This window comes from Metabacillus litoralis, from assembly GCF_007994985.1.
In the GTDB taxonomy this organism is placed as follows: domain Bacteria; phylum Bacillota; class Bacilli; order Bacillales; family Bacillaceae; genus Metabacillus; species Metabacillus litoralis.
The window spans coordinates 345,623-370,080 of sequence record NZ_VOQF01000003.1 but is presented as its reverse complement, the minus strand read 5'-3'; the positions used below and the strand labels follow the sequence as shown (position 1 = coordinate 370,080).

Genomic DNA, 24,458 nt, shown 5'->3' with positions numbered 1-24,458 from the left:
TTTATATTTCTGAGGCTATATTTCATAATGTCTTACATTTAATCAATTAATTAAGTTTTCGATAAGCCCGTCTTTCAGCATATTCGACACAAAGAGAGCAGATGAAAATCTTTTTATTTAATTCATTATAATAGTTTCTTCCCAATTTACTTTTCTTTTTACATAATTCACATTGTTTTTTGAAAAAATGTCTTTTCATATCAATCTTCCTAGCCTCTATTTATTATAAAAAAACTTGCAGTACTATGTGCAATAAGTGTTCCATCGTCTCTAAAGACTTTACCTTCTGTCACAATTGTTTTATTTCCTTTATGAATAAGGTTTGCCTTACATGATAATTCTTTTCCAACACCTGGTGCTACATAGTTTATTTTGATCTCAGTTGTTACTGCAGCTTTGTCTGGTGGTAGGATGTGATGAGCTAACCCTCCCATTGCTGAATCTAGTAATGTAGCAGTAATTCCACCATGAACAATATTAAGGGCATTCTGAATAATTGGTGTATTCGGGATTTTAATCGAAAAAGATTCTTCGAGATATTCACCTTCTGCATGAAGAAGTGCACCAATATATGAGCTTATCTTATTATTTTGCTTTTTCTTTAAACCATTTAACAGTAATGTAAGAACTTCCATATCTTCTTGATTAGCTTCTTGTAAGATCTCATTTGTTGTTTGTAGTAATTCTGCCTTATTCATCGGCTTTTCCAACTCCTTTATGTAGTGATATTTTACCAGAATTTTCTTGGGAGAAGCAATGATATTTTTGGTTTTGAAATAAGGATTTACTTTGTTTAACTAAGCTGATAGTAGAACTAAAATTGATTGAAAAGGTTTAAAGTGATTTTAATAAATCAAAAAATGGGCGAACCAATTAGAGGATTTTTTGATAATATATCATAGGCAAATGTATTGACGAGGTGATATTAGATGACATCAAAGAAGAAATCTCATCCTTCTGTTCAACAATTTAAAGAATTTGTTAAGAAGCATCCTAAACTTGTACAGGAAGTTCGTAAAGGTAATAAAGACTGGCAGGAAGTGTTTGAAGACTGGTACTTACTTGGTGAGAATGATGTTGTGTGGAAGCAATATAGAGACGGAGAGCAGGAGCAAGAGGATGATAAAAAAGATAGTAAAGCTGACTTTATGTCGCAAATGCTGTCAGCAGTAAAGAAAATGGATATGAATACAGTAAATCACCATATTACAAATATGAGTAGCACAATTTCAACTATTCAAGGTCTATTCGATCAATTTGGAAGTTCGAAGGGAACTAATCAACAAGCTACAAGCAATAGTCAGAATCCTTTTACATTTAGAAAGGATTAACTCTATTATCTTCCTGGAGAGCGAATGTCTGATAAGAAAATCAACTCCTTTTTTCTAGGGATATAAGTCATTTTAGGATAGAAGGCAAGAATGTCTTCTATTCTAAAACTTCTTAAGTACGAACATAGGTGTTTTCTATTTTTATTCCATTAGATGTCAAAATTGGGGATGGTGTTGATGAGAAAGGAAGTTCAAGATTTCATACGAGCTAAAAATGATCGAAAACAATTTATAAGAGAACAGCCTCATTGGTACAGAAAGCTATCTAGAAATCCTAATGACTTTGATACCTTAGAAATTGAGATGATGAACTACTACCATAGAACTATTCCACATAAAGTTCAACAGTTTACTAATTCAGTTCAAATGGCTTCGATGATGGTAGCGATGTTTCAATCAATGAGACAGCAAGATTGAAAACCTTTGTGTAGCCAATAAAATTAGTTTCGGGTCTAGGGTTTATTGAAAGTAAGGTATAAATTCACGCTTGATGTAACTTTAGCTCGAAACTATTTTATGAAGGCTTTTTTTCCGGAAAAGTTGTTTTTGATCAATTGATTGAGAAAAACAGCGTTATTGAAAAGGTTAAAAGTAAAGGATTCATGTTTTCGCTCTTCTCAGTAAACAATAAAAAAAAGGAGGCGGAAAAAATGAAAAGGTTATTACCAATGTTTGCTATATTACTGAGTATATTAGTCGGTTGTACAGAGGACAAGCCTAGACCAAAGGGAATAGTAGATCAAATTATTCCCGTTCAAGTTAATGAAGTTTCAGATGATGTTGTAGCTGTTGCAAGTCAAAATCCGAAAGCAACATTTGATATTAACTACCATACAAGAGAACAAAACGTATATGTAGAATGTTTTATTCCTGGTTTTCAACTTAAAAAAGGCGAAGGTCATCTTAATGTCACAGTAGATGGTCAAAAGACAAAGGAAATTTATACTGCTGCTTTTATTTTAAAAGGGTTAGAAAAGGGAGAACATAATATTGTAGTTGAGGTTGTTCATAATGATCAAAATGTGAAGAATCTGAAAAAGACATTAAATGTAAAGGTTCAGTAAAATAAGAAAGTTCATCTAAACATTGGATTTTTCATTTTTTGTTATTCATGTTAAAATGAATAGCGGAGGTGCATACAGCCTATGTTTGCAACTATTGAGAGTATTCAATTATTAGATGAAGCTGAACAACTCGCGGATTTAGTCCTTAATTCCGAGATTGCAGATCAGTATCGTCATAGTTACAATATATTAAAAAATGATAAAGAAGCTCAAGAGTTAATTTATAGATTTACGAAAATAAAAGATCTTTACGAAGATGTTCAACGATTTGGTAAATATCATCCTGATTATCGAAAGATTACAAAGGAGTTACGAGATACCAAAAGAGAACTTGATTTAAATGAAGTAATCTCTACCTTTAAAAAATCTGAAAATGAACTGCAATCACTTTTGGATGAAATTAGTGTTGAATTAGGTCAAGCAGTATCGATCCATATTAAAGTGCCAACAGGAAATCCTTTCTTTGAATCCAGCTGTGGTGGAGGCTGTGGTTCTGGTGGAGGTTGTGGCTGCAAAGTATCATAACTATTATAAATGTCTAATATAAGACAGATAAACAAACCACAAATGATGGAAGAAATTTATCTTCTTTCCATTTGTGGTTTTGTAATATCTATAAAGCTCATAATTCATTTACATAACGATAAATAGTAAGACAAATGAAAATATTTGCTAGACTTTTGCTTGATATTGATTCATGATGCTAATATAGGTATAGTGTTGTTTGTGAAAAAATTACTGAGAAAAAGAATCTACACCTTATAATAAGGAGAATTATTATGTTTGAAAAGCGGCAGGGAATTGTTGTGTGGGTACATTCATTAAAACAGTTAAAAATGCTAAGAAAATTTGGTAATGTCCATTATGTTTCAAAGCGTTTAAAATATGTTGTTCTTTATTGTGATATGAATGCAGTTGAGCAAACTGTACAGAAGCTCTGTTCATATTCATTTGTTAAACATGCAGAGCCATCATATAAGCCTTATTTAAAATTGGAATTTGAATCTAAGATTGATAAGGCTAAAGAATACGATTATAAACTTGGATTATGAAAAGAAGGCAGATACTTATCTTTGAAAACATAAAGATTGTTTTTAAAGTTATTGTATCTGCCTTTGTTGTGGAAAAAACAGTGGCTAACGCATGGGTGGAATGAAATGATTTAATCGCAAAATCCCAATTAAATATTGATGATATAATTCTTTTTCGTTGAACATTGTAGAAGGTTTAACATCTATTGTAATAATGTTTAATCGTAAATAAGCAGCGAGCTCTTCAAATAGCTGATATCTTTTATTTGCTTTAATTGACGGATTTGGAATACCTTCTCTGCACATATAAAGAGCTTGAAAGTCTCCCAAGGTTGTTGGTTGCATAACAACTACTATCGAAGTAACTGCTTTTTCTTCTAGTTTTGTATGTAATGCAATTAATCTTGATACTCTATGCTTATTTGCTTTCGCTGTATCAATTAGTTCATAAATATCTGAATAACCTTCACCTAGCTCAATAAATCTTTGAATCATTCTTAATTCCCCCTGAGATTTTAATAAAACTGTTAATTTATACTTTGTAGCATTTAGTGCTTTAAGCAAGAAATAAACCAAGTCTTACTATAACATGTTGCTTTAAATGATAATAGCTTGAATCTTTCTACATAATAATAAAAAAAACCCTACAGAAAATTCTGTAGGGTCCTTCAAAACCCTTTATAAAAATAAAAGGCTGAAGGCAAAGGGAGAGGAGAAACCGGAGGAAGAACTTATGGGGAAACGTAAGTCTTCTCCGCGGTTGGCAACAACATCAACGAATCGATGTTGTTACTCTCATTATCACCAAATGGTTTTTCTGTATACATAAATAGGGAAACTTTTTCTTGAAATATGTTTAGAAGGGAATATATTGTAACAACTAGAATAGCTGTGGTAGGATAAAATTGAACTTTATTTAGTAGTTTAATTTAAGAAATTGTGCATTAATTATCCTTGATGCAAATTAACAAATAGAAATAGTGGTGAAAGAATTGAGAGTAGTAGCAGGGAATTTTAAGGGAAGACAATTAAAAGCTGTGCCAGGTGTTTCAACGAGACCCACAACAGATAAAGTTAAAGAAGCCATTTTTAATATGGTAGGTCCATATTTTGAAGGTGGTACAGCATTAGATTTATTTGCTGGTAGTGGTGGTCTTGGAATAGAAGCCTTAAGTCGCGGAATTGGACATTGCATATTTGTTGATCGAGAAGCAAAGGCCATTCAAACAATACATAAAAATTTGGAGCTTTGTCGAGCTGAAAAATTATCAGAAGTTTATCGTAATGATGCTGAACGAGCTTTAAAGCCAATTATTAAAAGAGAGGTTCAGTTTTCTTTGATTTTTTTAGATCCACCGTACAAGCAACAAAAATTGAAAGCGCTTATAAATACAATCGGTGATCATAATCTACTACATAAAGAAGGATATATCGTTACAGAGCATGGATCAGATATCAAATTAGATACGGAAATTGGTCAATTTTTTCAATGTAAGCATGAAACATATGGAATGAGTTCAATTACCATATATAAACTTAAAAGTGTTGAAGAGGAGGAGTAATGATGGGGAGTATATCAGTTTGTCCTGGAAGCTTTGATCCAATTACCTTTGGACATTTAGATATCATTAAAAGAGGGGCAAAGGTATTTGATCAAGTGTATATTTGTGTGCTGAACAACTCTTCGAAAAATCCTTTATTTACAGTTGAAGAACGATGTGAATTAATCAGAGAAGTGACGCATAATATACCGAATGTGGTTGTTGAATCATACCAAGGCTTACTAATTGATTATGCTCGTGATAAACAAGCTCAAGCAATTTTAAGAGGCTTAAGAGCTGTTTCAGATTTTGAGTATGAGATGCAGATCACATCAATGAACCGTGTGCTAGATGATAATATTGAAACTCTTTTTATGATGACAAATAATCAATATTCATTTTTGAGTTCTAGCATTGTTAAAGAAGTTGCTAAATATAAAGGAGATATTTCAGATCTGGTACCATCAGTCGTTGAAAAGGCTCTAAAAAATAAATTTAATAATGAAGTGAATTAGGAAAAGGGCTGGGACATAATTGAAGAAGTCATACAAAAAGACGAATGAATTTGAAACCAGTTAAGCTTAAAGAAACAAGTTCGTTCCATTGCGTTGCATACACTCCATTCGCCGGGGAGGAAGCTGAGCCTGCTCGGCAAGCCTGCGGGGTCTCAGCCTTTCCTCTATTCTAAGTAGGTGCCCGAGTATCTTCCGCTCCATTCCACTAGTTCTTAAAAATAGTATGCATAGAAAAAAATATATTTAAGACGACATATAAAAACCCGAACTATTAGGTGAATGATTAATTGAAATATCACCTAATAATTCGGGTTTTCCATTAACTTAATTACTTATGTCCTAGCCTCTTTTTGATTGTTAGTTAATCATTGTATGTTTTTAGGATTCATATCCACTAAAGATATAACTAGGTACCACATAATATGGTAAATAATCAATGCTAATCCTGCTATTACAATGGCTTAGAAAAGACATTGCGTCTACCATACAAGACTACATATAGCATTAGTGATGATAATGTAATTAGCGGACCAATTTGAATAACAGATTCCCAATAATTTCTTGCCCACTCTGGACTATGCAACATCAGCATGACAGGCAAATCAGTTGTGTTGTATGCTTGAATATTTACATATAGAGGATTGAAGAGCAAGTAAGCAATAAATGATGAGTAGACTCCTTGAAGGATTCTCGCAAAAAAGAATGGTTTAAACCGTATATCTGTATCAGCTAATATACTTGCAACCTGAGCCTGTATAGATAACCCACCAAATGCCAAAATAAAACTTGCAATCATTACTTTATCTACCAACTTAACATTAGTTTCACTAACTAATTGATTTCCAAGAGTAATTTCGAAAATCCCTGTTATTAGTGGAACACTCAGTTCAGTTGCTAAATGAAAGAGAGCTAAAATACCGGAAATAATAAAGGCAATCATTTCGGTAACATGAATAATAGAAAGAATCTTATTAAAAACAGAGAATAATATAATAAATCCGCCAATCATTAAGAGAGTTTGAATTGACGAAATAACAGCATCTCCAAGCATTTTGCCGAGAGGACGGCCTTCTTGTATTCGTGTTGTATGTAACTCCTTAAATGCAGTCATGATCGAAGAAAGAAAGGTAACCTTCTTTGAATCATGTAATGTTTCATTAGATCCACCATAAAATCTCATCGTTATTCCTACACACAAATTCCCCAAGTAATGGGCAGATGCTAAAAGGATTCCTAAAGCTGGATTGTTAAAAAATCCAACTGCAACTGCACCGAAGATAAATAACGGATTTGAAGAACTTGTAAATGACACAAGTCGTTCTGCTTGTATTGATGTAAGGTGGTTTTCTTGCCTTAGTCTTGCTGTAAGCTTTGCGCCAGCAGGATTTCCCGATGCCATTCCCATTGCCCATACAAAGCCACCAACACCAGGGACACGAAAGATAGGACGCATTAATGGTTCTAATAAAACGCCTAAAAATTTAACAACCCCAAAACCTATGAGTAATTCTGAAACAATAAAAAATGGTAGAAGTGATGGGAAAACAACTTCCCACCATATTTCTAATCCTCTAGTTGAGGCATCAAGTGATTCTTTAGGATTTAAAATGATGGAAATTGTAAGACCACTAATAAAAATAGCTAAGAAAATGGTTTTGAATTTTGAAAGACTCAAAATGTGACGCCTCCTAAATCACGGTCATAATAATTTATAGATTATAAATATAACAAGTTTCTGAATGTGAATTTTTTAATATATGCACACCCAGAGTCATGGACGACTATACTGATAAAGCTCTAATCAGTTTTATCAAATATACTTGTACAATCCTCATTAGTTCAATATACGTGAATAGGTACACTTTTTAGACCATAAGAATGTCGTATAGAATAATTATCTGTTTTGGAAATTACTTTTATCTAGATTTATAAGTAAATAAAATGAAAATATTGGATAAGCATTATGTATTACACATACATTTTTATAAATGACTAAATTATTAGGAGTATTATTATTTACGATTTCAAAGAAAGAAAAGATGGTGACTAGACTTTATTTCATGCTGCTTGCTTCAACTTATGTAACGCAATAAAGTAAGCCGAAAAAGGAGGATTCTCTTTGAAAAAGGAACCTAAAATTGGATTAGCTCTTGGTTCTGGTGGAGCAAGGGGATTTGCTCATTTAGGAGTACTAAAGGTTTTAAAAGAAGAAGGAATTCCAATAGACTTAATTGCAGGAAGTAGTATGGGGGCTCTTGTAGGTACCTTTTATGCATCAGGTTTAAGCATTGAAAGAATGAACCAATTTGCGTTAGCATTTAAAAGAAAATACTACTTAGATTATACAATTCCTAAAATGGGATTTATTTCAGGTAATCGTGTAAAAGAACTGATTCGTTTATTTACACATCATAAAACATTTGAACAATTAGACATACCTGTTGCCGTTATAGCAACTGATTTATACGATGGAAAAAAAGTGGTTTTTAAAGAAGGATCTGTTGCAGATGCTGTTCGAGCAAGTATTGCAATACCTGGAATCTTTGTTCCGGAAAAAATTAATGGTAGACTGTTAGTGGATGGTGGAGTGGTTGATAGAGTACCTGTTTCAGTTGTAAAAGAAATGGGGGCAGATATTGTGGTTGCTGTAGATGTATCACATGTAAAGAAAAATGAAGATATAACGTCTATTTTTGATGTTATTTTACAAAGTTTAGATATTATGCAGGATGAACTTGTACATCACCGGGAAATTGCTTCAGATGTCATGATTCGTCCACATGTAGAGCAATATAGTTCTAGGGCGTTTAAAAATACGAAGGAAATTATTGATATTGGTGAAAAAGAAGCAAGGTTACAGGTTGATAAAATACATAAACTTATCGAGAAGTGGAAGGAGAACAACTCTGATGAAGGGTAGAACTATTTTTAGAACGAGCCTTTTTTTAGCAATTATTTTTCTGATTACAACATTTATCAAACTCCCCTATTATGTTACACAGCCAGGGATGGCTTCAGAATTACAACCGATTATAGAGGTGGAGAATGGATTTGATAAGGAAGAAGGTAGTTTTTCTTTAACAACTGTACGGTTTGGTAGAGCTAACCCTTTAACATATCTTTGGGCAAAAATAAATGACTATCATTACCTTCACCCTCTTGAGGAGATTAGACGTGAAGATGAAACTGATAAAGAATATTTTAATCGCCAACTACACATGATGGAAGCTTCTCAAGAATCTGCGATTGCCGTTGCTTATAAAAAAGCAAATAAAAAGGTTGATTTTACTTTTAATGGAATATATGTAGACGGTGTTATAGAAGATATGCCTGCATTTGATGTATTAATTGTGGGAGATCGAATCTATTCAGTTGATCAAGTTGAATTTCAAACAGCAGAGGAATTTATTGAGTATGTGAGTAAAAAGAATGTAGGTGATGAGGTGCTCATAAATTATGAAAGAGATGGAGAGCAAAGGGAAGCAAAGATAAAGCTAGCGGCATTCAAAGATCAGCCAAGTAAAGTGGGAATAGGTATAGGGCTAGTTACAGATCTTGAAATTGATGTTGAGCCTACCATTACCTTGAAAACAGAAGAAATTGGAGGTCCTTCCGCAGGCTTAATGATGTCATTGGAAATTTATAATCAACTTGTTGAAGAAGATATAACAAAAGGATATAAAATTGCTGGTACTGGCACAATTAACGCAGAGGGTGAAGTTGGTCCAATAGGAGGGATCTCCCAAAAAATAGTTGCTGCTGATCATGATGGTGTTGATATATTTTTTGCACCAAATGAACAAAACAATTCTACATCAGATTATCAAGAAGCCCTCAAGACAGCTAAAGATATTAATACAAATATGAAAATCATTCCAGTAGATACCTTTGACGATGCGTTAAATTATTTAATGAAAATAGAGGATAATAATTAAAACATGAAAATTAGTTTCAATCAAAAGATCTTAAATGAAAAGATGCCTGGATTAATCACCTAATCCAGGCATTTTTTGATCTCTATTCAGATAGCAAGTTTAGGTCATATTAATAACTGAAAAATTCCTACTAAATTGCTTAATTATTTCCTCAAAATTCTAATTGGAGGAGTAGTATATTCATCTTGCAGACGTAATGAACGATTGGGTTCCTGAAATATCATGTTATATGTGTATGATGCTCTTATATCAATGTCAAGTAAGGGATGTTGAAAAGAAGATACCTTAGAGATAAGAGGTATTGGAACATCCTTTTTGATTGAATTTAAATATTTTTGGCCTTTCTCTGTCATTCCTAATAATCTTATGTATGGAGATAGTTCGGTTATATCCTTCATTTCCTGTTTTGTAGTGTTTGTTAATATGTGGGTACATACTCTTTGAAGTCTTGTCCATGTGTATCTTTTTGATTTTAATTTTTCCATTAATTCATGAAAGCTAGTTGATTGGATAATAAACTTAAGTATTCGATTTTCTAACCCTTCTTCAACCTCGTAAATTGACTGAATTTCTTCTTTACTCATTGTCAAAATTGAGTACTTTAAGTATTGAAAATAACTCTCCCAATTATGGAGCAAAGTGTTTTCAGATTTATATTTGTTTATTCTTTCTAATGTTTCAGGTGGTACATAATTTCTAATTTTCAACTCTTCACTTTCGCTCGAGAACAGAGTTTTCCGAATACTTGTTGCACTAGCAATTGTAGGACTTGTAAAAGTTTCATCATGATATCCGGCTGATGATCGTTTAACTGTATATGGTTTGATTTTTGACTTTTGTTTATAAATGGCACTCACATAATGAAATCCTAAAATATTATTTGGAAGAGAAAGATCTAGTATTTCTTGATCTCCCGCTAATTCTTGAAAAGCAAGAGTTAATGCTTTAGGAAAACTCACTCCAGTTTGAACGTGTTTTTTTATTAGTTCATCATACTCTATTTGGTGCTGCAATAAAAATTGAGTTGTTTGAAGAAACGGATTAATTTCACCTGATTCGCTACCAAAACAAAGACTGTCACAATGTAATGCATCTAATATTGATACTGCACCGTTTGCAAAGGTTTCTGCTTTTTGTGTTGCAAACACATACGGAAGCTCTATAACCAAATCAACACCATTTAGTAAAGCCATTTCAGTACGTTTCCATTTAGAGATGATCGATGGTTCACCTCTTTGAAGAAAATTCCCACTCATTACAGCAATAACAACATTAGCATTTGTTTTTTTTACTGATTCTTTTAAATGGTATAAGTGCCCATTATGAAAAGGATTATATTCTACAATCAAACCAAGAACATTCATGTTATCACCAACAATTCATATTTTTTCTATTTGAACGCTTGTGTTTAAAGTGTGGGATCTTTATGTGCTGACGTTAGCAACAAACCGAGTGATAAAAAAACAAAGTGAAATTCAACCATCCAATTTACAGATCCCACCTCAAACCTAATACTATTATAGATTAAGAAGTGTTATGGATAAACCTCTTTACTTATTCCATTGTTTTCTGTATAGTGTTCTAACGGAACGGCAAAATATATGGTGTAATACTGTTGTTAATTTTGCATTATAGAAATTATCATGTATACTAACACTGTAAAGAAAAAATATTGACAAATTATTTTGCGAAGGCTATAATTACCTTTGTTGCCTTGAGGTGATACACGTTGAAATGGACAATTAGTCAACTACATCAATTGCAAAGCAAGGGATTGAAGATTGATGAAGAAGTTAATGTAAGTGACCTTGTCACAAGTCATAAAGACATACGTGATATAAGTCCGGTAAATGTTATTGGTAGAGCAGATCTTAGCTCAACTAAAGCAACATTTCACTTAACAATAACTGGTTCAATGGTTCTTCCTTGTTCTCGAACGTTAGTGGATGTTCAATATCCATTTTCAATTGATACAACAGAAACATTTTTATTAAAACCAGCAGATTATGATACGGAAGATGATTTTCATCTAGTTGATGGTGATGTTTTGGATTTAACCCCAATAATAAAAGAAATCATTATATTAGAAATTCCGATACAAGTTTTCTGTGATGATGACAAAGTAGAAGGAGCTGCTCCGCAATCAGGTAAAGACTGGGAAGTGATTTCTGAGGAAGCTCAGAATAACAAGGTTGATCCTCGATTAGCTGGACTGGCAAAATTCTTCGAAAATGACGAAAGCTAATGATATTTTAGCTAATATCTTACAATGAACCGATTTATTCGGATTCATCTATGTAATGCTCTTTAAGGAGGTGGGAATAATGGCTGTACCTTTTAGAAGAACTTCTAAAACAAGAAAAAGACTACGTCGTACTCATTTTAAATTACAAGTACCTGGTATGGTAGAATGCCCAAGCTGCGGTGAAAGCAAACTTGCTCACCGTGTATGTAAAGCATGTGGAACATACAAAGGAAAAGACGTTGTAAGCAAATAATATGTTTGCCATTAAAAACGTGAGAATCTATTGATTCTCACGTTTTTATATTTACAAGATATTTTTGAACTAAATATAAGATTAGATTATACATAATTAGAAGTAAAACAAGTTAAAGGCTTAGTTTTGATATAAAAATTTTGCGAATCGTAATGTTTTTTAGTAACTTGAAGGAAGCAGCATTATATACAGTCTTGTGAAATCTAAACTATTAGAAGGAACCTTATAAATACAAAACACTGAAAAAGAATGGTGCATGAGATTCTTACTAAACTTTTTTACACGATGTAAAAAAAACAACTTTATGAGGGAAGTCCTTATTAAATGAAAGAAAGGAAGAAGACACATGCAAAAAATAGTCATGAGTGAACCTATGTTAGGGGTTATTGAATTAAGGTTAAATCGTCCGGATAAATATAATGCAATTGATTTTGAAAGTATGGATCAACTTAAGTTAAGTCTTGAGGCTATTAAGGATAGAAAAGATTTGAAAGCGCTTATTATAACAGGGGAAGGGGAAAAAGCTTTTTGTTCAGGTGGAGATATAAAGGTATTTCATGCTTTGAAAACACAAAAAGAAGCCTATCAAATGCTTTCGAAAATGGGAGATATATTGTATGAATTAATGACTTTTCCTGTACCAACTTATGCTTTGTTAAATGGAGTTGCTTTAGGAGGTGGTTGTGAAATAGCAACAGCTTGTGATTTTAGATTAGCTAAACAAGGTGTTTCTGTTGGATTCATTCAAGGGCAATTAGCGATTACCACAGGTTGGGGTGGAGCAACAATGCTTTTGGAAAAATTACGATATGATCAGGCGATGTACCTCTTATACTCTGCAAACAAAATATTAGTTGAAGAAGCAGAATCACTAGGCTTTATTCACAAAGTTATCTCTACTGAGGATGACTTTTACTCTGTTACTTACAAATTTATAGAAAATTCATTAGTTACCGACCCAAATGTAATAAGAGCCTATAAATCAATTAAAGTAAATCAATGGAAGCAAACCGGATTACATAATCGGATGATGTCTGAGATATATAACTGTTCAGTGTTATGGGAGTTAGATGAACATCATCAAGCTGTTGCGAATTTTATGAGCAGAAAAAAGGAATGAACATCCAGTGTTAAGATTATTTGAATACTTTTTAGGCCCAGTTGTATATTTTTATAAGTAATAGAGTGTAATTAGTCTATCTATTCTAGTAGTTGCATATGTATTAATTAAAAGTGACTATTGGAGGTATTAAGATGACTACTACACGACAAGATGCATGGACACATGATGAAGATTTATTATTAGCTGAAGTGGTGCTGAGACATATACGTGAAGGTGCAACACAACTTGCTGCATTTGAAGAAGTAGGCAGAAAATTATCTCGAACTGCAGCAGCATGTGGGTTTAGATGGAATTCACATGTTCGTAAACAATATAAAACTGGTATTGAAGTTGCAAAAAAGCAAAGAAAAGAGTTAAGAACATATACTTCAGATATGGAGCAATCCTCTGTTGAACAAGATCAAAATAATGAAGAAAAAGAAGTGATAGAAGTCTCTAATGAAAAATTCGTCAATCAAAACCAAAGTCAAAGTTCAAATACAATAAAAGAACTTATTACATTTCTTAAACAGTACGAAGAAGCACCTGCTGTAAATGAAATTCAAGCAGAAAATCAAAGATTAACAACTGAGAATATTGAACTGAAAGAGATTATTAAAAAGCTTAAGCAAGAGAAAACTACATTATCAAACAATTTGCAAGTGATTGAAGCTGATTATCATGCTTTAATTGAAGTGATGGATAAAGTTAGAAAAATGGTTATTCTACAAGAAGATGAGAGAAATCGAAAAGTGAAGTTTCAAATGGATAAAAATGGAGTATTAGAAAGAGTTGAAAAGTAGGGAAAAGCATTTTTCCATTTTAATTAGAAATAGAAAAGATGCTCTATTGTAAATGCTGATTTCGAAAATTTTGTAACTGAAAAAGCTGCACTGTATCTAAAGGATCTTTTTCAACTAGTTATAAGATGAAAGCACTGTTTCACAGAGTGATAATTTTATAAGCAACAAAAAAGTAGTGGGATTTTATCCACTACTTCTTTTTGTTGTTACTGTTTTTTAAGATGAATATGAAGTATAAAAACTTGCACTTAGTTTTAAAGTCTTAGCTCCAGGCCGGCTTACACTTTTCCTTATGTTTATTGTTCAGAGACTCCAGCTGGATACCACACTAAAGGGTTTTCACCTTTATCTCTTTCCATATCATATTTAACAGGTTCAAACTCCATTTTTGTCCAAAAGTCACCTGATTTTACACGTGGGTTAGTTTTGATAGGTAATTGAAAGTTTTTAGCATAATCAACAAGTGCTTTCCCATAACCTTTTCCTTGGTAATTAGGCAAAACTTCAAGCTTCCAAAGCTCTAAAAAGTCTTGTTGAGGATTGAAATATTGGTCAAATTTCTTGTCAACTCGGTAAAGACTCATCCTAGCGACAAGTTTGTCTCCATAGTAAATTCCATAGAATGGTGAATCACTGTCATTTTCGATGATATTTGACTGTAGGTCTTCTAGCATCGAAAGTTCTTGAATGCCATACTCTCTAAATTTTTTAAATTCTTCTAATGTTTTATAATTGACTAATAACCTTTCAACTTTTAACATAGTCATTTCCTCCTAGCTGTATATAATAAATAAGTATATCGAAGTAAATTTTTATTTAATTCATAACATTATTACATTACAATTATTATAACATGGGAAAAGCGAATATTGTTACATATTTAGTTACCGTTTTCATTTGCTAACTTACTGAAGATACCCAGTTTTATTAAAGAGAGAAAGACGAATTTATAGTGATCATAACGTAACTTTGATATGATAATTTATAGTTTAGTAAAAGATGATGTGTAGATGAATTTACGAGTGGGTGAAATAAGTGGAAGTTGGTATAATTGGAGCAGGCTCATTAGGATTATTATATAGTTATTATCTTTCAATTAATCAATCAGTAACTCTGTATACAAACAAAGCTGTCCAAGCAAATCTTATCAATGAAAAGGGAATAACTGTTCAAAGAGATAACAATTTATTTCATATGAATATGAATGCTAATGACTCTAGAGAATATAAAGAACAATTTTTAATTATTACGGTTAAACAGTATCAGTTAGAAGAAATTATTGAGAAGTTAAAAGATCAACCTTCAAAAACAATCTTGTTTCTACAGAATGGTATGGGGCATATTCGGTTCATGCCAGAAATATCGCATCATCGAATTCTTTTTGGTGTTTCAGAACATGGAGCATTAAAATTAAATGAAACAACTGTCAAGCACACTGGAATAGGGATGACCAAAATAGCCTTTTATGATAGGCAGAAAATAGATTCAGAAATAATAAATACACTTATAAATAACGAGCATTCGTTATTTATGTTTAAATTATTTACAGAATGGGAGCCGATTTTAAAAGAAAAGTTAGTTGTTAACGCGACAATTAATTCTTTAACCTCAGTTTTAAAAGTTAAAAACGGTGAATTGATTTCGGATCCATATTTTAAAAAGCTATTATATGAATTGTTTCTTGAGGTTATCGATGTATTAAATGAAAGGGATGTAGATGGACTTTGGTTACACGTAGTAAAGATTTGTGAAAATACTGCTGGTAATGTTTCTTCAATGTATAAGGACGTAAAAGAAGGAAGGCAAACAGAGATTGATTCAATACTTGGGTATTTAATTGATCATGCTTATGGAAAAAACATTCCATATATGAGGTTCTTGTATTACGCAGTAAAAGGAATTGAGAATGAGAACAACTTAGGGAGGGTTTAGATGGATATTTTTGAATGGTTTGTTTCATTTGCTGTTACTCTACCGTTATTAAGTTTAATTGCCATTTATTTTCTTTTACGTTATATCGCAGGTAATAAAAAGAAAACAATTCTTTGGACAGCTGACATAACAACTATTATCTTTATTACATCTGTTCATTTTCATCTTATAGCTATTTTTGAAAAATCTTTTATTCTCCACATAGTATTAGTGTTAGTTGGATTGATAGTCCTTTTCTATTACGTTGATTATAAAAAAACGAAAATGCCATCAATAGCAACAGCCTCAAAAAAAGTGTGGAGGCTTTCATTTTTAGTTTTTTTTGTCAGCTATCTTTTTTTAACTCTTTATGGTGTAGTTGATGGAATCATAAAAAATACATTACCATTATAAAATGTTCTTATAGGCAAAGTTTTTTTGTTTCTTTACCATTAATGCTATACTCAAAATTGATATAAATAGATATCATAATAAATAATACATAATACAACTAAATGTTATTTTGGATTGTGGACAAAAAATGTGTTTAAATACAGTAAACTTAAGCAATAAAATGTTTTTTATTGATTCAAATTCTTAAAAAAGCGTTGTGCTTGAAATGGAGTTATTGTATCCAACATGAATTATATAGCTTTTGTCAACAGCCGGCACAAATTTTAGATTTAATCTAGAAAGGAAGTTTCTAAATGGAGATTGTTGAACTCTCCCTACGCTCTTCAAATCAATTTATGAATGATTTAATGGACAATAAAATAGAAGATGGAACATATTTTGACTATGATATCCATTCTGAAGAACTATTTAATAGAAGAGCTTTGGATCTAAAAAATCGCTCCTTTCAGCGTGATGCTTTATCCTCATATTTATTTGAATATACTAGCAGGTGTTTTCCTGGGCATCATAAAACATTGAATAATATAGAGAGATTAAAGGATCCAGATAGTGTTGTTGTAATTGGTGGTCAACAAGCTGGATTACTTACAGGTCCCTTATATACAATACATAAAATAATATCAATTATTGTCTTAGCAAGAGAACAAGAGGATAAATTAGGTTTACCTGTTATACCTGTATTTTGGATTGCTGGCGAGGATCATGACTTTGCTGAAATCAATCATCTATTTGTTAACAAAAACGGAGTGCCTAAAAAGCATTCAATAAAGGATTCTCCATTAAAAAAACAATCTGTTTCACAATTACCTCTGAACCAGAAAAAAACAGTAGAGTGGATCGAGGAAATTTTTGAAGCTTATGGAGAAACCGATTTTACAAATCAATTAATTCAACAATTAAAAGTAGATATAAGTGAGTCCGATACATATGTTCATTTTTTTGAAAAAGTGATTATGAATTTATTTCGGGATGAAGGTCTGGTACTAATTAACTCAGGAGACCCGGATTTAAGAAGTCTGGAGAAAAATTGCTTCAGATTAATAGTAGATCAAAATCAATCTATTTATACTGCTGTAGTTGAACAACAACAAAAAATGATCAGTCATAATTATTCGCCAATAATTGATTTAGGTGAAAATAGTGTAAATTTATTTTATCACCATGATGGAGAGAGGTTTCTTATAGAACGGGCTATAAACGGGGAATTTATTATACCTGATATCAATATCCAATTTTCATATGCAGAATTAATGGATCTTATTGAAACAAATCCTGAAAAATTTAGTAATAATGTAGTGACGAGGCCATTAATGCAGGAATTCTTATTCCCGACACTTGCATTTATTGCAGGACCAGGGGAAGTAACATATTGGGCTGAGTTAAAGAAAGTTTTCTCAATAATGGAAATGAAAATGCCGCCGGTATTGCCGAGGTTACAAATTACTTTATTGGAAAGATCTATTGAAAGGAATTTGATTGAAACAGGCGTATTACTTGAGGATTTACTTCATAATGGGATTGAAGCTGCAATGAAATCGTATTTGGATTCAGTAACACCTGTGGATATGAAAAAAATAGTTGATGAAGCAAAAAAAGAAATTTCTTCAATACATTCAAGTCTGATACATGCAGCAGTGGAAATAGATCCTAGTCTAGATCCTATGTTGCAAAAAAATGGGGCTTTTATCCAAGACCATCTTGATTTTCTTTTGAAAAGTGTGGAAAAGCGCCAAAAACAAAAGCATCAGGTTCAACTTTCTAAATATAAATCGATGGAATTGTCACTTGCTCCAAATTTACATCCACAAGAAAGAATTTGGAATATTTATTACTATATAAACAAATTCGGACCGGAATTTGTAAGAGATTTGCTAAAATTGTCATATTCTTTTAATCAAAAGCATAAAATTGTCAAATTATAAATGAAATTTTTTTGAAAATCCTGTTAATACAGGGTTTTTTTTTTGCGAAAAGAAATGTAGAATAAGAAGTGGAGATAAGTGGGGGGAAGTGGTGAGTTAAGGGAAGAAAGTGGGGGCAATGAGCATGTTCATGGGAGAATATCAACACACCATCGATTTAAAAGGCAGAATGATTGTCCCATCTAAATTTAGAGAAGGTTTAGGTGAAGCCTTCGTACTAACAAGAGGATTAGATCAATGCTTATTTGGTTACCCGATGAGTGAGTGGAAAACAATTGAGGAAAAGCTTAAAGCTCTCCCGTTAACAAAAAAAGATGCACGTGCCTTTACTCGTTTTTTCTTTTCTGGCGCGACTGAGTGTGAGTTAGATAAACAAGGTCGTGTTAACATTGCTACACCACTTTTGCAGTATGCAAAACTAGAAAAAGAATGTGTTGTAATCGGCGTTTCAAATCGAATTGAACTATGGAGTAAGCCTATTTGGGAAAAATATGTTGCTGAACAAGAAGATTCTTTTGAAGAGATTGCAGAAAATATGATTGATTTTGATATATAATCTTCACTTAAGCAAAATATTGACTAAAGTGGACAAGCTAATAGAAATGATTTGAAAAGGTGGTACAACTTATGTTTAAACATACAACCGTTTTATTAGAGGAAACGGTAGACGGCTTAAATGTTAAAGAAGATGGTACATATGTGGATTGTACATTAGGTGGTGCTGGTCATAGCAGCTACCTTTTATCGAAATTATCGCAAAAAGGTCATTTATATGCTTTTGATCAAGATGACGTTGCATTGGCTAATGCTAAAGAGAAATTAGCTGGTTATGAGGGACAAGTAACTTTTATAAAAAGTAATTTCCGCTATTTAGCTGAGGAGTTAAAAGCGTTAGGTGTTGAGAAAGTTGATGGAATTATTTTTGATCTAGGAGTTTCTTCTCCACAGCTTGATACACCTGAACGTGGATTTAGTTATCATCATGATGCACCTTTAGATATGAGAATGGATCAACAATCAGATGTATCTGCATTTGAAGTTGTAAATAATTGGCCATATGAGGCTTTGGTGAAAATCTTCTTTAAATATGGAGAGGAAAAATTCTCAAAGCAAATTGCAAGAAAAATTGAAGCGCAACGAGAAAACAACCCGATAAAGACAACTGGTGAGCTAGTAGAGATCATAAAGGATGCAATCCCAGCTCCTGCTAGAAGAAAAGGTGGTCATCCTGCAAAAAGGATTTTTCAGGCTATACGAATCGCTGTTAACGATGAATTAAAGGTATTTGAAGAAGCAATTGAACAATCAATTGAATTGTTAAAGCCCGAAGGAAGGGTTAGTGTCATTACCTTTCATTCACTGGAAGATCGAATTTGTAAATCAGCCTTTAAGGAGGCTGCAACACCACCTGAGTTACCTCGTAATATGCCGGTTATTCCGGAGGGTTATGAACCCAAAGCAAAACTAGTTACTAGAAAGCCAATTCTACCTTCTGAAGAAGAGCTTGAAGAAAATAATCGTGCTCGATCTGCAAAATTAAGAATTATTGAGAAGTTATAAAGGACAAAAATTAAAGTTTACATTGTGTAAATTTATCTAAGGAGGTTATAAGTATGAGTAATTTAGCAAGGAAAATAGAGCAACAAAGACAAGAGCAGCATCAACATCAGCAACAACCTAAAACTGAACCAATTATAATAAAAAGAAGAGCTTCTATAACATTAGGTGAAAAATTTCTCGTTATATTACTCATTGGACTTTTTGTTATTGGAGCTGTAAAAATTGTTTCAAGTAGCTATACCATTTATCAAACGAATGTAGATATTCAAAAAATGGAAGCGAAGATATATGAACAAACAAAGCTTAATAGTGACCTCCATGTTCAGGTTGAAGAACTGAGTACATACGAAAGAATTTGGGAGAAAGCAAAAGGTTTAGGCTTAACTTTAGATCAAAATAGTGTTAAAACAGTACAAGACTAATAGCGTATATTGGGGACTAGACTACTTTATTAATAGTAGTTTAGTCCCTTAAAAGTATTGTATGATTTTTAGAACGATGGTGGTATGATTAATGGGGAGGTTTTGTATGAAATTGACTCAAAAAAATAAAAATATGAATAGAGGAGCAGCGATTTTATCAGTATTTTTTGCGCTGCTTTTTTTAACGATATTCATTCGTTTCTTTTACATTCAGTCAACAGGTACTGTACATGGCCAAGCACTAGCAGCAAAAGTCGAAGAACTGTATAAAAGTCAGAGAACAATTGAGGCTGAACGAGGTTCTATATTAGACCGTAAAGGTAATGTTATTGCTGAAGATAAATCATCTTATAAACTTGTAGCAATTCTTGATGATAAAATAACAACTGATCCTGATAACCCTCAACATGTTATTGACGTCTCTGAAACTGCTCAAAAGCTTGCACCTTTGATAAATATGGATATAAATGAAATTGAAAAGCTTCTTTCTAAAGATTTATACCAGGTTGAATTTGGTGCAGCGGGAAGGGATATAAGTCATAGTTTAAAAGAAGAAATTACGAAGCTTGAACTTCCTGGGATAATCTTCAGCCGTGATACACAAAGGTTTTATCCAAATGGTATATTTGCGTCCCATTTAATAGGTTATGCTCAGCAAAAAGATGATAGTGCAGAAACTGTTGGTATGATGGGCCTGGAAAAAACCTTGGATAAATATTTGCATGAAGAAGATGGTTTTGTTAAATACCAGAAAGATGGATATAATTGGAAGTTGCCGAATAGTAAAGATGAAATAACGGCACCTGAAAATGGAAATGATGTCTATTTAACGATTGACCAGAAAATTCAAACCTTTTTAGAAGATGCAATGAATCAGGTTGTTGATGAATACACGCCAGAAAAGATCATAGGAGTAGTGGCAGATCCGAAAACAGGCAAAATACTTGCGATGAGCCAACGTCCAAGCTTTGATCCAAATGTAAGAGACATTAATTCTTATTACAATGATGTCGTTTCATCACGCTATGAACCTGGATCTACTATGAAGATTTTTACCCTCGCAGCTGCAATTGAAGAAGGAGTCTATAATGGTAATGCTACATATCAGTCTGGGTCATATTCAGTAGATGGACCAGATATTTATGACCATAATAAGACTGGGTGGGGACCGATTACCTTTAATGAAGGTGTACAGCGTTCCTCAAATGTAGGTTTTTCTATAATTGCTGATAAACTTTTAGGAACAGATCGATTTTACCAATATCTCAACTCATTTGGTTTTTTAAAAACGACAGGAATTGATCTCCCAGATGAAGTTAATAGTAAGTTCAATTATAAATTTCACCGTGATCAAATCTCTACATCCTTTGGACAAGCATCAGCTGTTACACCTATACAACAAATTCAAGCAGCTACCGCGATAGCTAATGGTGGAAAAATGATGAAACCGTTCGTTATTGAAAAGATAGTAGATACAGATACACAAGAAATCGTTAAGGAAACGAAACCAACGATTGCGGGGGAACCGATTTCTGCTAAAACATCTCAAGAAGTACTGAATTTATTAGAAACAGTTGTAACTGGAGAAAAAGGTACAGGTAAGCCTTTTAAAATTGAAGGGTATAATGTTGCTGGTAAAACTGGAACTGCACAAATGTATTCTGACTCGGGTGAAGTTCTTAGAGGTCATGATAACTATATTTTTTCATTCCTTGGAATCGCACCAAAGGAAGACCCAGAACTGATTGTGTATGTTGCGGTACAAAGACCTAAATTAGAGGGTCAAGCAGGAGCAATGCCAGTTTCAAAAGTGTTTAACACTGTTATGAAAAACAGTCTGCAATACCTACAAATCGATCCTACTAGTACTGTTTCTGAAAAAGAATCAACCACACAAAATGCTGGAATCAAGTTACCATCATTGGAAGAGAAAAATCTCACTGAAGTAAAAGCTGAGCTTGATAAATTAGGCTTAGAAGCAGTATTGCTTGGTGATGGTCAGAAAATTATCTCTCAATATCCCGAGGCTGATACAGCAGTGATTAATGATGAAAAAATCTTGCTGAAAACTTCCGATTCTATTAAAATGCCAAATATCACTGATTGGTCTAGAAGAGATGTTATGAAGTTTGGTTATCTTTTAGATTTATCGATAAAAACGGAAGGATCAGGATATGTGACAAAACAAAGTATTAAGAAGGACAGTATCGTAAAAGCAGGAGATTTATTAACAATTACGTTAAATACTCGCAAATCCTCTGACGATCAAGCTTTAGAAAAAGAAGAATAATAAGCTAAGAAGTTACTCAATCGGAGTAACTTCTTTTTGTCATTATTTATATGAAGTTTAGGGACCGGGTTCAAATATCATCTCTACTTTTCTATGTTCTATTCTCCTATGTACAAGCATATATTTTACAACGAGCCTAGACAAGGGGGGATAGGATATGCGGGTATCAAATGTAACTGTAAGAAAGCGACTTGCTTTAACTTTGCTTTTTGGGTTGATAATTTTTTTAGTGATTGATATACGTCTAGGATATGTTCAGTTCTTTCTTGGTAATTCATTAACTTCAGGTGCAAAAGACCTGTGGAGCAGAAATATACCGTTCGAACCTGAACGGGGAGAAATTTTAGACCGAAATGGTGTAAAGCTGGCCACGAATATGAGTGCGCCATCAATTTATGTTGTTCCAAGACAAATTGAAAATCCTGCTGAAGCTGCAAAAAAACTGGCAGCGACTTTAAATATGTCAGAAGAAAAAGCTTATGGACATCTTACTAATAAGGTATCTATAGAACGTATAAATCCTGAGGGGCGGAAAATTTCTCATGAAAAAGCAAATGAAGTGAGAGATTTAGATATTAAAGGTGTTTACATTGCTGAGGATTCGATTAGATATTATCCTTATGGTAGCTATTTATCACATGTTCTTGGTTTTGCGGGTATTGATAACCAAGGATTATTAGGGTTAGAATCATTTTATGATAAGCAGTTAAAGGGAGAAAAAGGATATGTTAAATTTTTCTCTGATGCTAAAGGTCAACGTATGCCTGATGAAGCGGATGATTATACATCACCTGTAGATGGGAATAACTTAAAACTGACAATTGATTCTAGAGTTCAGACCATTATTGAAAGAGAATTAGATAATGTACAGGCTACATATAACCCAGATGGAATTATTGCCATTGCAATGAATCCAAATAATGGGGAAATACTTGGTATGTCAAGTAGACCTGATTTTGATCCTGCAAATTTCAGGAATGTAGATCCTATAGTTTATAATCGAAATTTGCCTGTATGGAGCACATATGAACCAGGTTCAACATTTAAAATTATTACGTTAGCTGCAGCGCTTGAAGAACAAAAGGTGGATCTTGAGAAAGATGAATTTAATGATACTGGTTCAGTTGAGGTAGATGGAGCTAGATTAAGATGCTGGAAAAGAGGAGGACATGGACATCAAACTTTTTTAGAGGTTGTTCAAAACTCCTGTAATCCAGGTTTTGTTGAGTTAGGACAAAGACTTGGTGAAGAAACACTATTCAAGTACATTAAAAATTTCGGTTTTGGCCAAAAAACAGGCATTGATTTACAAGGTGAAGGTACAGGTATTATGTTTAAGCCTGAGCGTGTAGGTCCTGTTGAGCTTGCAACTACAGCTTTTGGTCAAGGTGTTTCTGTTACACCAATCCAACAAGTTACGGCAGTATCTGCTGCTGTTAATGGAGGGATATTATATACACCTTATATTGCTAAAGAATGGGTCGATCCTGTTACAAATGAAGTGATAAGTAGACAAACTCCTGAGGCAAAACGAAGGGTGATCTCTGAGGAAACATCAAAGGAAATTCGTTATGCTCTTGAAAGTGTTGTTGCACAAGGAACAGGTCGTAACGCGTTTGTTGATGGTTATCGTGTAGGTGGGAAAACTGGTACAGCTCAAAAAGTTAAGGATGGAAAATATATGGAGAATAATCATATTGTTTCCTTTATTGGGTTTGCTCCTGCAGATGACCCGCAAGTTGTAATATATGTTGCTGTTGATAATCCTAAAGGCACAGTTCAGTTTGGTGGGACAGTAGCAGCTCCGATTGTTGGGAATATAATGAGAGATGTTCTTCCTGAAATAGGTGTTAAGCCAAGAAAAGACCAGATAGAAAAAGAATATAACTGGTTGGACACAAAATTAGTAGAAGTACCGAATATTATAGGGTTATCGAAACAAGAGTTATCAGAGCAATTAGTTAATTTAAAGCTTGATGTTTCTGGTGAAGGAGAGGTTGTTGTGCAGCAATCCCCGAGTGAAGGTGTGAAAGTGAAAGAGGGTTCCAAATTACGTGTCTATTTAGGTGAAGATAAAAGTGTAAAATCAGATAAAGATTAATAAAAGAAAGCATGCCAT

General features: G+C 33.0%; 26 protein-coding genes. 21 read left to right on the top strand and 5 right to left on the bottom strand.

Going from position 1 to position 24,458, the window contains the following annotated elements; all coding sequences use genetic code 11:
* Nucleotides 1-209: 209 nt before the first annotated feature.
* A complete protein-coding gene (locus FS935_RS06800) occupies nt 210-698 on the bottom strand; it encodes a PaaI family thioesterase (RefSeq protein WP_146946827.1) in 489 nt (162 codons plus the stop codon).
* A gap of 231 nt (nt 699-929) precedes the next feature.
* Here FS935_RS06800 and FS935_RS06795 point away from each other — a divergent pair, with 231 nt between their 5' ends.
* The 5 genes from FS935_RS06795 (at nt 930) to FS935_RS06775 (ending at nt 3,447) form a co-directional block, all read left to right on the top strand.
* The gene (locus FS935_RS06795; RefSeq protein ID WP_146946825.1) at nt 930-1,331 is read left to right on the top strand and encodes a YlbD family protein; all 402 of its coding nucleotides are present in this window, start codon (nt 930-932) and stop codon (nt 1,329-1,331) included.
* A gap of 177 nt (nt 1,332-1,508) precedes the next feature.
* Nucleotides 1,509-1,748, top strand: coding sequence for a YlbE-like family protein (locus FS935_RS06790; protein ID WP_146946823.1), 240 nt, complete (start codon nt 1,509-1,511; stop codon nt 1,746-1,748).
* A gap of 233 nt (nt 1,749-1,981) precedes the next feature.
* Nucleotides 1,982-2,395, top strand: a complete 414-nt coding sequence (locus FS935_RS06785) for a hypothetical protein (RefSeq protein WP_146946821.1) — start codon at nt 1,982-1,984, stop codon at nt 2,393-2,395.
* A gap of 81 nt (nt 2,396-2,476) precedes the next feature.
* Nucleotides 2,477-2,920: a YlbF/YmcA family competence regulator gene (locus FS935_RS06780; protein WP_146946820.1), complete on the top strand. Its 444-nt coding sequence runs from the start codon at nt 2,477-2,479 to the stop codon at nt 2,918-2,920.
* A gap of 254 nt (nt 2,921-3,174) precedes the next feature.
* On the top strand, nt 3,175-3,447 hold the full coding sequence (locus tag FS935_RS06775) for a YlbG family protein (RefSeq protein ID WP_146946819.1): 273 nt from the start codon (nt 3,175-3,177) through the stop codon (nt 3,445-3,447).
* Nucleotides 3,448-3,531: 84 nt separating this feature from the next.
* On the opposite strand, the gene FS935_RS06770 is transcribed toward FS935_RS06775, so the two are convergent.
* Complete coding sequence (locus FS935_RS06770; protein ID WP_146946818.1) at nt 3,532-3,921, bottom strand: DUF7147 family protein; 390 nt, start codon at nt 3,919-3,921, stop codon at nt 3,532-3,534.
* Between the two features lie 497 nt (nt 3,922-4,418).
* Here FS935_RS06770 and rsmD point away from each other — a divergent pair, with 497 nt between their 5' ends.
* Complete coding sequence (rsmD, locus tag FS935_RS06765; protein WP_146946817.1) at nt 4,419-4,988, top strand: 16S rRNA (guanine(966)-N(2))-methyltransferase RsmD; 570 nt, start codon at nt 4,419-4,421, stop codon at nt 4,986-4,988.
* 2 nt (nt 4,989-4,990) lie between these two features.
* A complete protein-coding gene (gene coaD / locus FS935_RS06760) occupies nt 4,991-5,482 on the top strand; it encodes a pantetheine-phosphate adenylyltransferase (protein ID WP_146946816.1) in 492 nt (163 codons plus the stop codon).
* 451 nt (nt 5,483-5,933) lie between these two features.
* Here the strand turns inward: coaD and spoVV are convergent, their stop codons facing one another.
* Entirely contained in the window at nt 5,934-7,157 is a 1,224-nt protein-coding gene (gene spoVV, locus FS935_RS06755) for a dipicolinic acid transporter SpoVV (protein ID WP_146946815.1), read from the bottom strand.
* Nucleotides 7,158-7,601: 444 nt separating this feature from the next.
* Here spoVV and FS935_RS06750 point away from each other — a divergent pair, with 444 nt between their 5' ends.
* Nucleotides 7,602-8,402 carry a patatin-like phospholipase family protein gene (locus FS935_RS06750; RefSeq protein WP_146946814.1) on the top strand — a complete coding sequence of 267 codons (801 nt, stop codon included), beginning with the start codon at nt 7,602-7,604 and terminating at the stop codon, nt 8,400-8,402.
* Nucleotides 8,392-9,417, top strand: coding sequence for a SepM family pheromone-processing serine protease (locus FS935_RS06745; protein ID WP_146946813.1), 1,026 nt, complete (start codon nt 8,392-8,394; stop codon nt 9,415-9,417). The genes FS935_RS06750 and FS935_RS06745 overlap by 11 nt, the downstream gene beginning before the upstream one ends.
* Nucleotides 9,418-9,560: 143 nt before the next feature.
* Here FS935_RS06745 and FS935_RS06740 read toward each other — a convergent pair whose 3' ends face one another.
* A complete protein-coding gene (locus FS935_RS06740) occupies nt 9,561-10,781 on the bottom strand; it encodes a nucleotidyltransferase (protein WP_146946812.1) in 1,221 nt (406 codons plus the stop codon).
* Between the two features lie 365 nt (nt 10,782-11,146).
* On the opposite strand from FS935_RS06740, the gene FS935_RS06735 reads away from it, so the two are divergent.
* The 4 genes from FS935_RS06735 (at nt 11,147) to FS935_RS06720 (ending at nt 13,820) form a co-directional block, all read left to right on the top strand.
* Nucleotides 11,147-11,662, top strand: coding sequence for a YceD family protein (locus FS935_RS06735; RefSeq protein ID WP_146946811.1), 516 nt, complete (start codon nt 11,147-11,149; stop codon nt 11,660-11,662).
* A gap of 79 nt (nt 11,663-11,741) precedes the next feature.
* Nucleotides 11,742-11,915, top strand: a complete 174-nt coding sequence (rpmF, locus tag FS935_RS06730; protein WP_102229597.1) for a 50S ribosomal protein L32 — start codon at nt 11,742-11,744, stop codon at nt 11,913-11,915.
* A 346-nt stretch (nt 11,916-12,261) separates the two neighbouring features.
* A complete protein-coding gene (locus FS935_RS06725) occupies nt 12,262-13,035 on the top strand; it encodes an enoyl-CoA hydratase/isomerase family protein (protein WP_146946810.1) in 774 nt (257 codons plus the stop codon).
* A 134-nt stretch (nt 13,036-13,169) separates the two neighbouring features.
* Complete coding sequence (locus tag FS935_RS06720) at nt 13,170-13,820, top strand: RsfA family transcriptional regulator (protein WP_146946809.1); 651 nt, start codon at nt 13,170-13,172, stop codon at nt 13,818-13,820.
* Nucleotides 13,821-14,116: 296 nt separating this feature from the next.
* Here the strand turns inward: FS935_RS06720 and FS935_RS06715 are convergent, their stop codons facing one another.
* On the bottom strand, nt 14,117-14,581 hold the full coding sequence (locus tag FS935_RS06715; RefSeq protein ID WP_146946808.1) for an N-acetyltransferase: 465 nt from the start codon (nt 14,579-14,581) through the stop codon (nt 14,117-14,119).
* A 274-nt stretch (nt 14,582-14,855) separates the two neighbouring features.
* Here FS935_RS06715 and FS935_RS06710 point away from each other — a divergent pair, with 274 nt between their 5' ends.
* From FS935_RS06710 to FS935_RS06675, 8 genes are all read left to right on the top strand, one after another.
* Nucleotides 14,856-15,752, top strand: coding sequence for a 2-dehydropantoate 2-reductase (locus FS935_RS06710; RefSeq protein WP_146946807.1), 897 nt, complete (start codon nt 14,856-14,858; stop codon nt 15,750-15,752).
* Nucleotides 15,753-16,145 carry a DUF3397 domain-containing protein gene (locus FS935_RS06705; protein ID WP_146946806.1) on the top strand — a complete coding sequence of 131 codons (393 nt, stop codon included), beginning with the start codon at nt 15,753-15,755 and terminating at the stop codon, nt 16,143-16,145.
* Nucleotides 16,146-16,438: 293 nt separating this feature from the next.
* Complete coding sequence (bshC, locus tag FS935_RS06700) at nt 16,439-18,067, top strand: bacillithiol biosynthesis cysteine-adding enzyme BshC (protein ID WP_146946805.1); 1,629 nt, start codon at nt 16,439-16,441, stop codon at nt 18,065-18,067.
* 124 nt (nt 18,068-18,191) lie between these two features.
* A complete protein-coding gene (mraZ, locus tag FS935_RS06695) occupies nt 18,192-18,623 on the top strand; it encodes a division/cell wall cluster transcriptional repressor MraZ (protein WP_146946804.1) in 432 nt (143 codons plus the stop codon).
* Between the two features lie 71 nt (nt 18,624-18,694).
* Entirely contained in the window at nt 18,695-19,627 is a 933-nt protein-coding gene (gene rsmH / locus FS935_RS06690) for a 16S rRNA (cytosine(1402)-N(4))-methyltransferase RsmH (RefSeq protein ID WP_146946803.1), read from the top strand.
* Between the two features lie 53 nt (nt 19,628-19,680).
* The gene (ftsL, locus tag FS935_RS06685; protein ID WP_146946802.1) at nt 19,681-20,049 is read left to right on the top strand and encodes a cell division protein FtsL; all 369 of its coding nucleotides are present in this window, start codon (nt 19,681-19,683) and stop codon (nt 20,047-20,049) included.
* Nucleotides 20,050-20,161: 112 nt separating this feature from the next.
* A complete protein-coding gene (locus FS935_RS06680) occupies nt 20,162-22,339 on the top strand; it encodes a penicillin-binding protein (RefSeq protein ID WP_240050842.1) in 2,178 nt (725 codons plus the stop codon).
* Nucleotides 22,340-22,496: 157 nt separating this feature from the next.
* Nucleotides 22,497-24,440, top strand: coding sequence for a stage V sporulation protein D (locus FS935_RS06675; RefSeq protein ID WP_146946800.1), 1,944 nt, complete (start codon nt 22,497-22,499; stop codon nt 24,438-24,440).
* Nucleotides 24,441-24,458 lie beyond the last annotated feature (18 nt).

Excerpts from the sequence above, each read along its gene's own strand:
- rsmH (WP_146946803.1), top strand. The coding sequence starts at position 18,695 with ATGTTTAAACATACAACCGTTTTATTAGAGGAAACGGTAGACGGCTTA.
- rpmF (WP_102229597.1), top strand. The coding sequence starts at position 11,742 with ATGGCTGTACCTTTTAGAAGAACTTCTAAAACAAGAAAAAGACTACGT.
- mraZ (WP_146946804.1), top strand. The coding sequence starts at position 18,192 with ATGTTCATGGGAGAATATCAACACACCATCGATTTAAAAGGCAGAATG.
- FS935_RS06780 (WP_146946820.1), top strand. The coding sequence starts at position 2,477 with ATGTTTGCAACTATTGAGAGTATTCAATTATTAGATGAAGCTGAACAA.
- bshC (WP_146946805.1), top strand. The coding sequence starts at position 16,439 with ATGGAGATTGTTGAACTCTCCCTACGCTCTTCAAATCAATTTATGAAT.
- FS935_RS06775 (WP_146946819.1), top strand. The coding sequence starts at position 3,175 with ATGTTTGAAAAGCGGCAGGGAATTGTTGTGTGGGTACATTCATTAAAA.
- FS935_RS06725 (WP_146946810.1), top strand. The coding sequence starts at position 12,262 with ATGCAAAAAATAGTCATGAGTGAACCTATGTTAGGGGTTATTGAATTA.
- FS935_RS06770 (WP_146946818.1), bottom strand. The coding sequence starts at position 3,921 with ATGATTCAAAGATTTATTGAGCTAGGTGAAGGTTATTCAGATATTTAT.
- FS935_RS06715 (WP_146946808.1), bottom strand. The coding sequence starts at position 14,581 with ATGTTAAAAGTTGAAAGGTTATTAGTCAATTATAAAACATTAGAAGAA.
- FS935_RS06800 (WP_146946827.1), bottom strand. The coding sequence starts at position 698 with ATGAATAAGGCAGAATTACTACAAACAACAAATGAGATCTTACAAGAA.
- FS935_RS06745 (WP_146946813.1), top strand. The coding sequence starts at position 8,392 with ATGAAGGGTAGAACTATTTTTAGAACGAGCCTTTTTTTAGCAATTATT.
- FS935_RS06720 (WP_146946809.1), top strand. The coding sequence starts at position 13,170 with ATGACTACTACACGACAAGATGCATGGACACATGATGAAGATTTATTA.
- FS935_RS06795 (WP_146946825.1), top strand. The coding sequence starts at position 930 with ATGACATCAAAGAAGAAATCTCATCCTTCTGTTCAACAATTTAAAGAA.
- FS935_RS06790 (WP_146946823.1), top strand. The coding sequence starts at position 1,509 with ATGAGAAAGGAAGTTCAAGATTTCATACGAGCTAAAAATGATCGAAAA.
- coaD (WP_146946816.1), top strand. The coding sequence starts at position 4,991 with ATGGGGAGTATATCAGTTTGTCCTGGAAGCTTTGATCCAATTACCTTT.
- FS935_RS06740 (WP_146946812.1), bottom strand. The coding sequence starts at position 10,781 with ATGAATGTTCTTGGTTTGATTGTAGAATATAATCCTTTTCATAATGGG.
- FS935_RS06675 (WP_146946800.1), top strand. The coding sequence starts at position 22,497 with ATGCGGGTATCAAATGTAACTGTAAGAAAGCGACTTGCTTTAACTTTG.
- ftsL (WP_146946802.1), top strand. The coding sequence starts at position 19,681 with ATGAGTAATTTAGCAAGGAAAATAGAGCAACAAAGACAAGAGCAGCAT.
- FS935_RS06785 (WP_146946821.1), top strand. The coding sequence starts at position 1,982 with ATGAAAAGGTTATTACCAATGTTTGCTATATTACTGAGTATATTAGTC.
- FS935_RS06705 (WP_146946806.1), top strand. The coding sequence starts at position 15,753 with ATGGATATTTTTGAATGGTTTGTTTCATTTGCTGTTACTCTACCGTTA.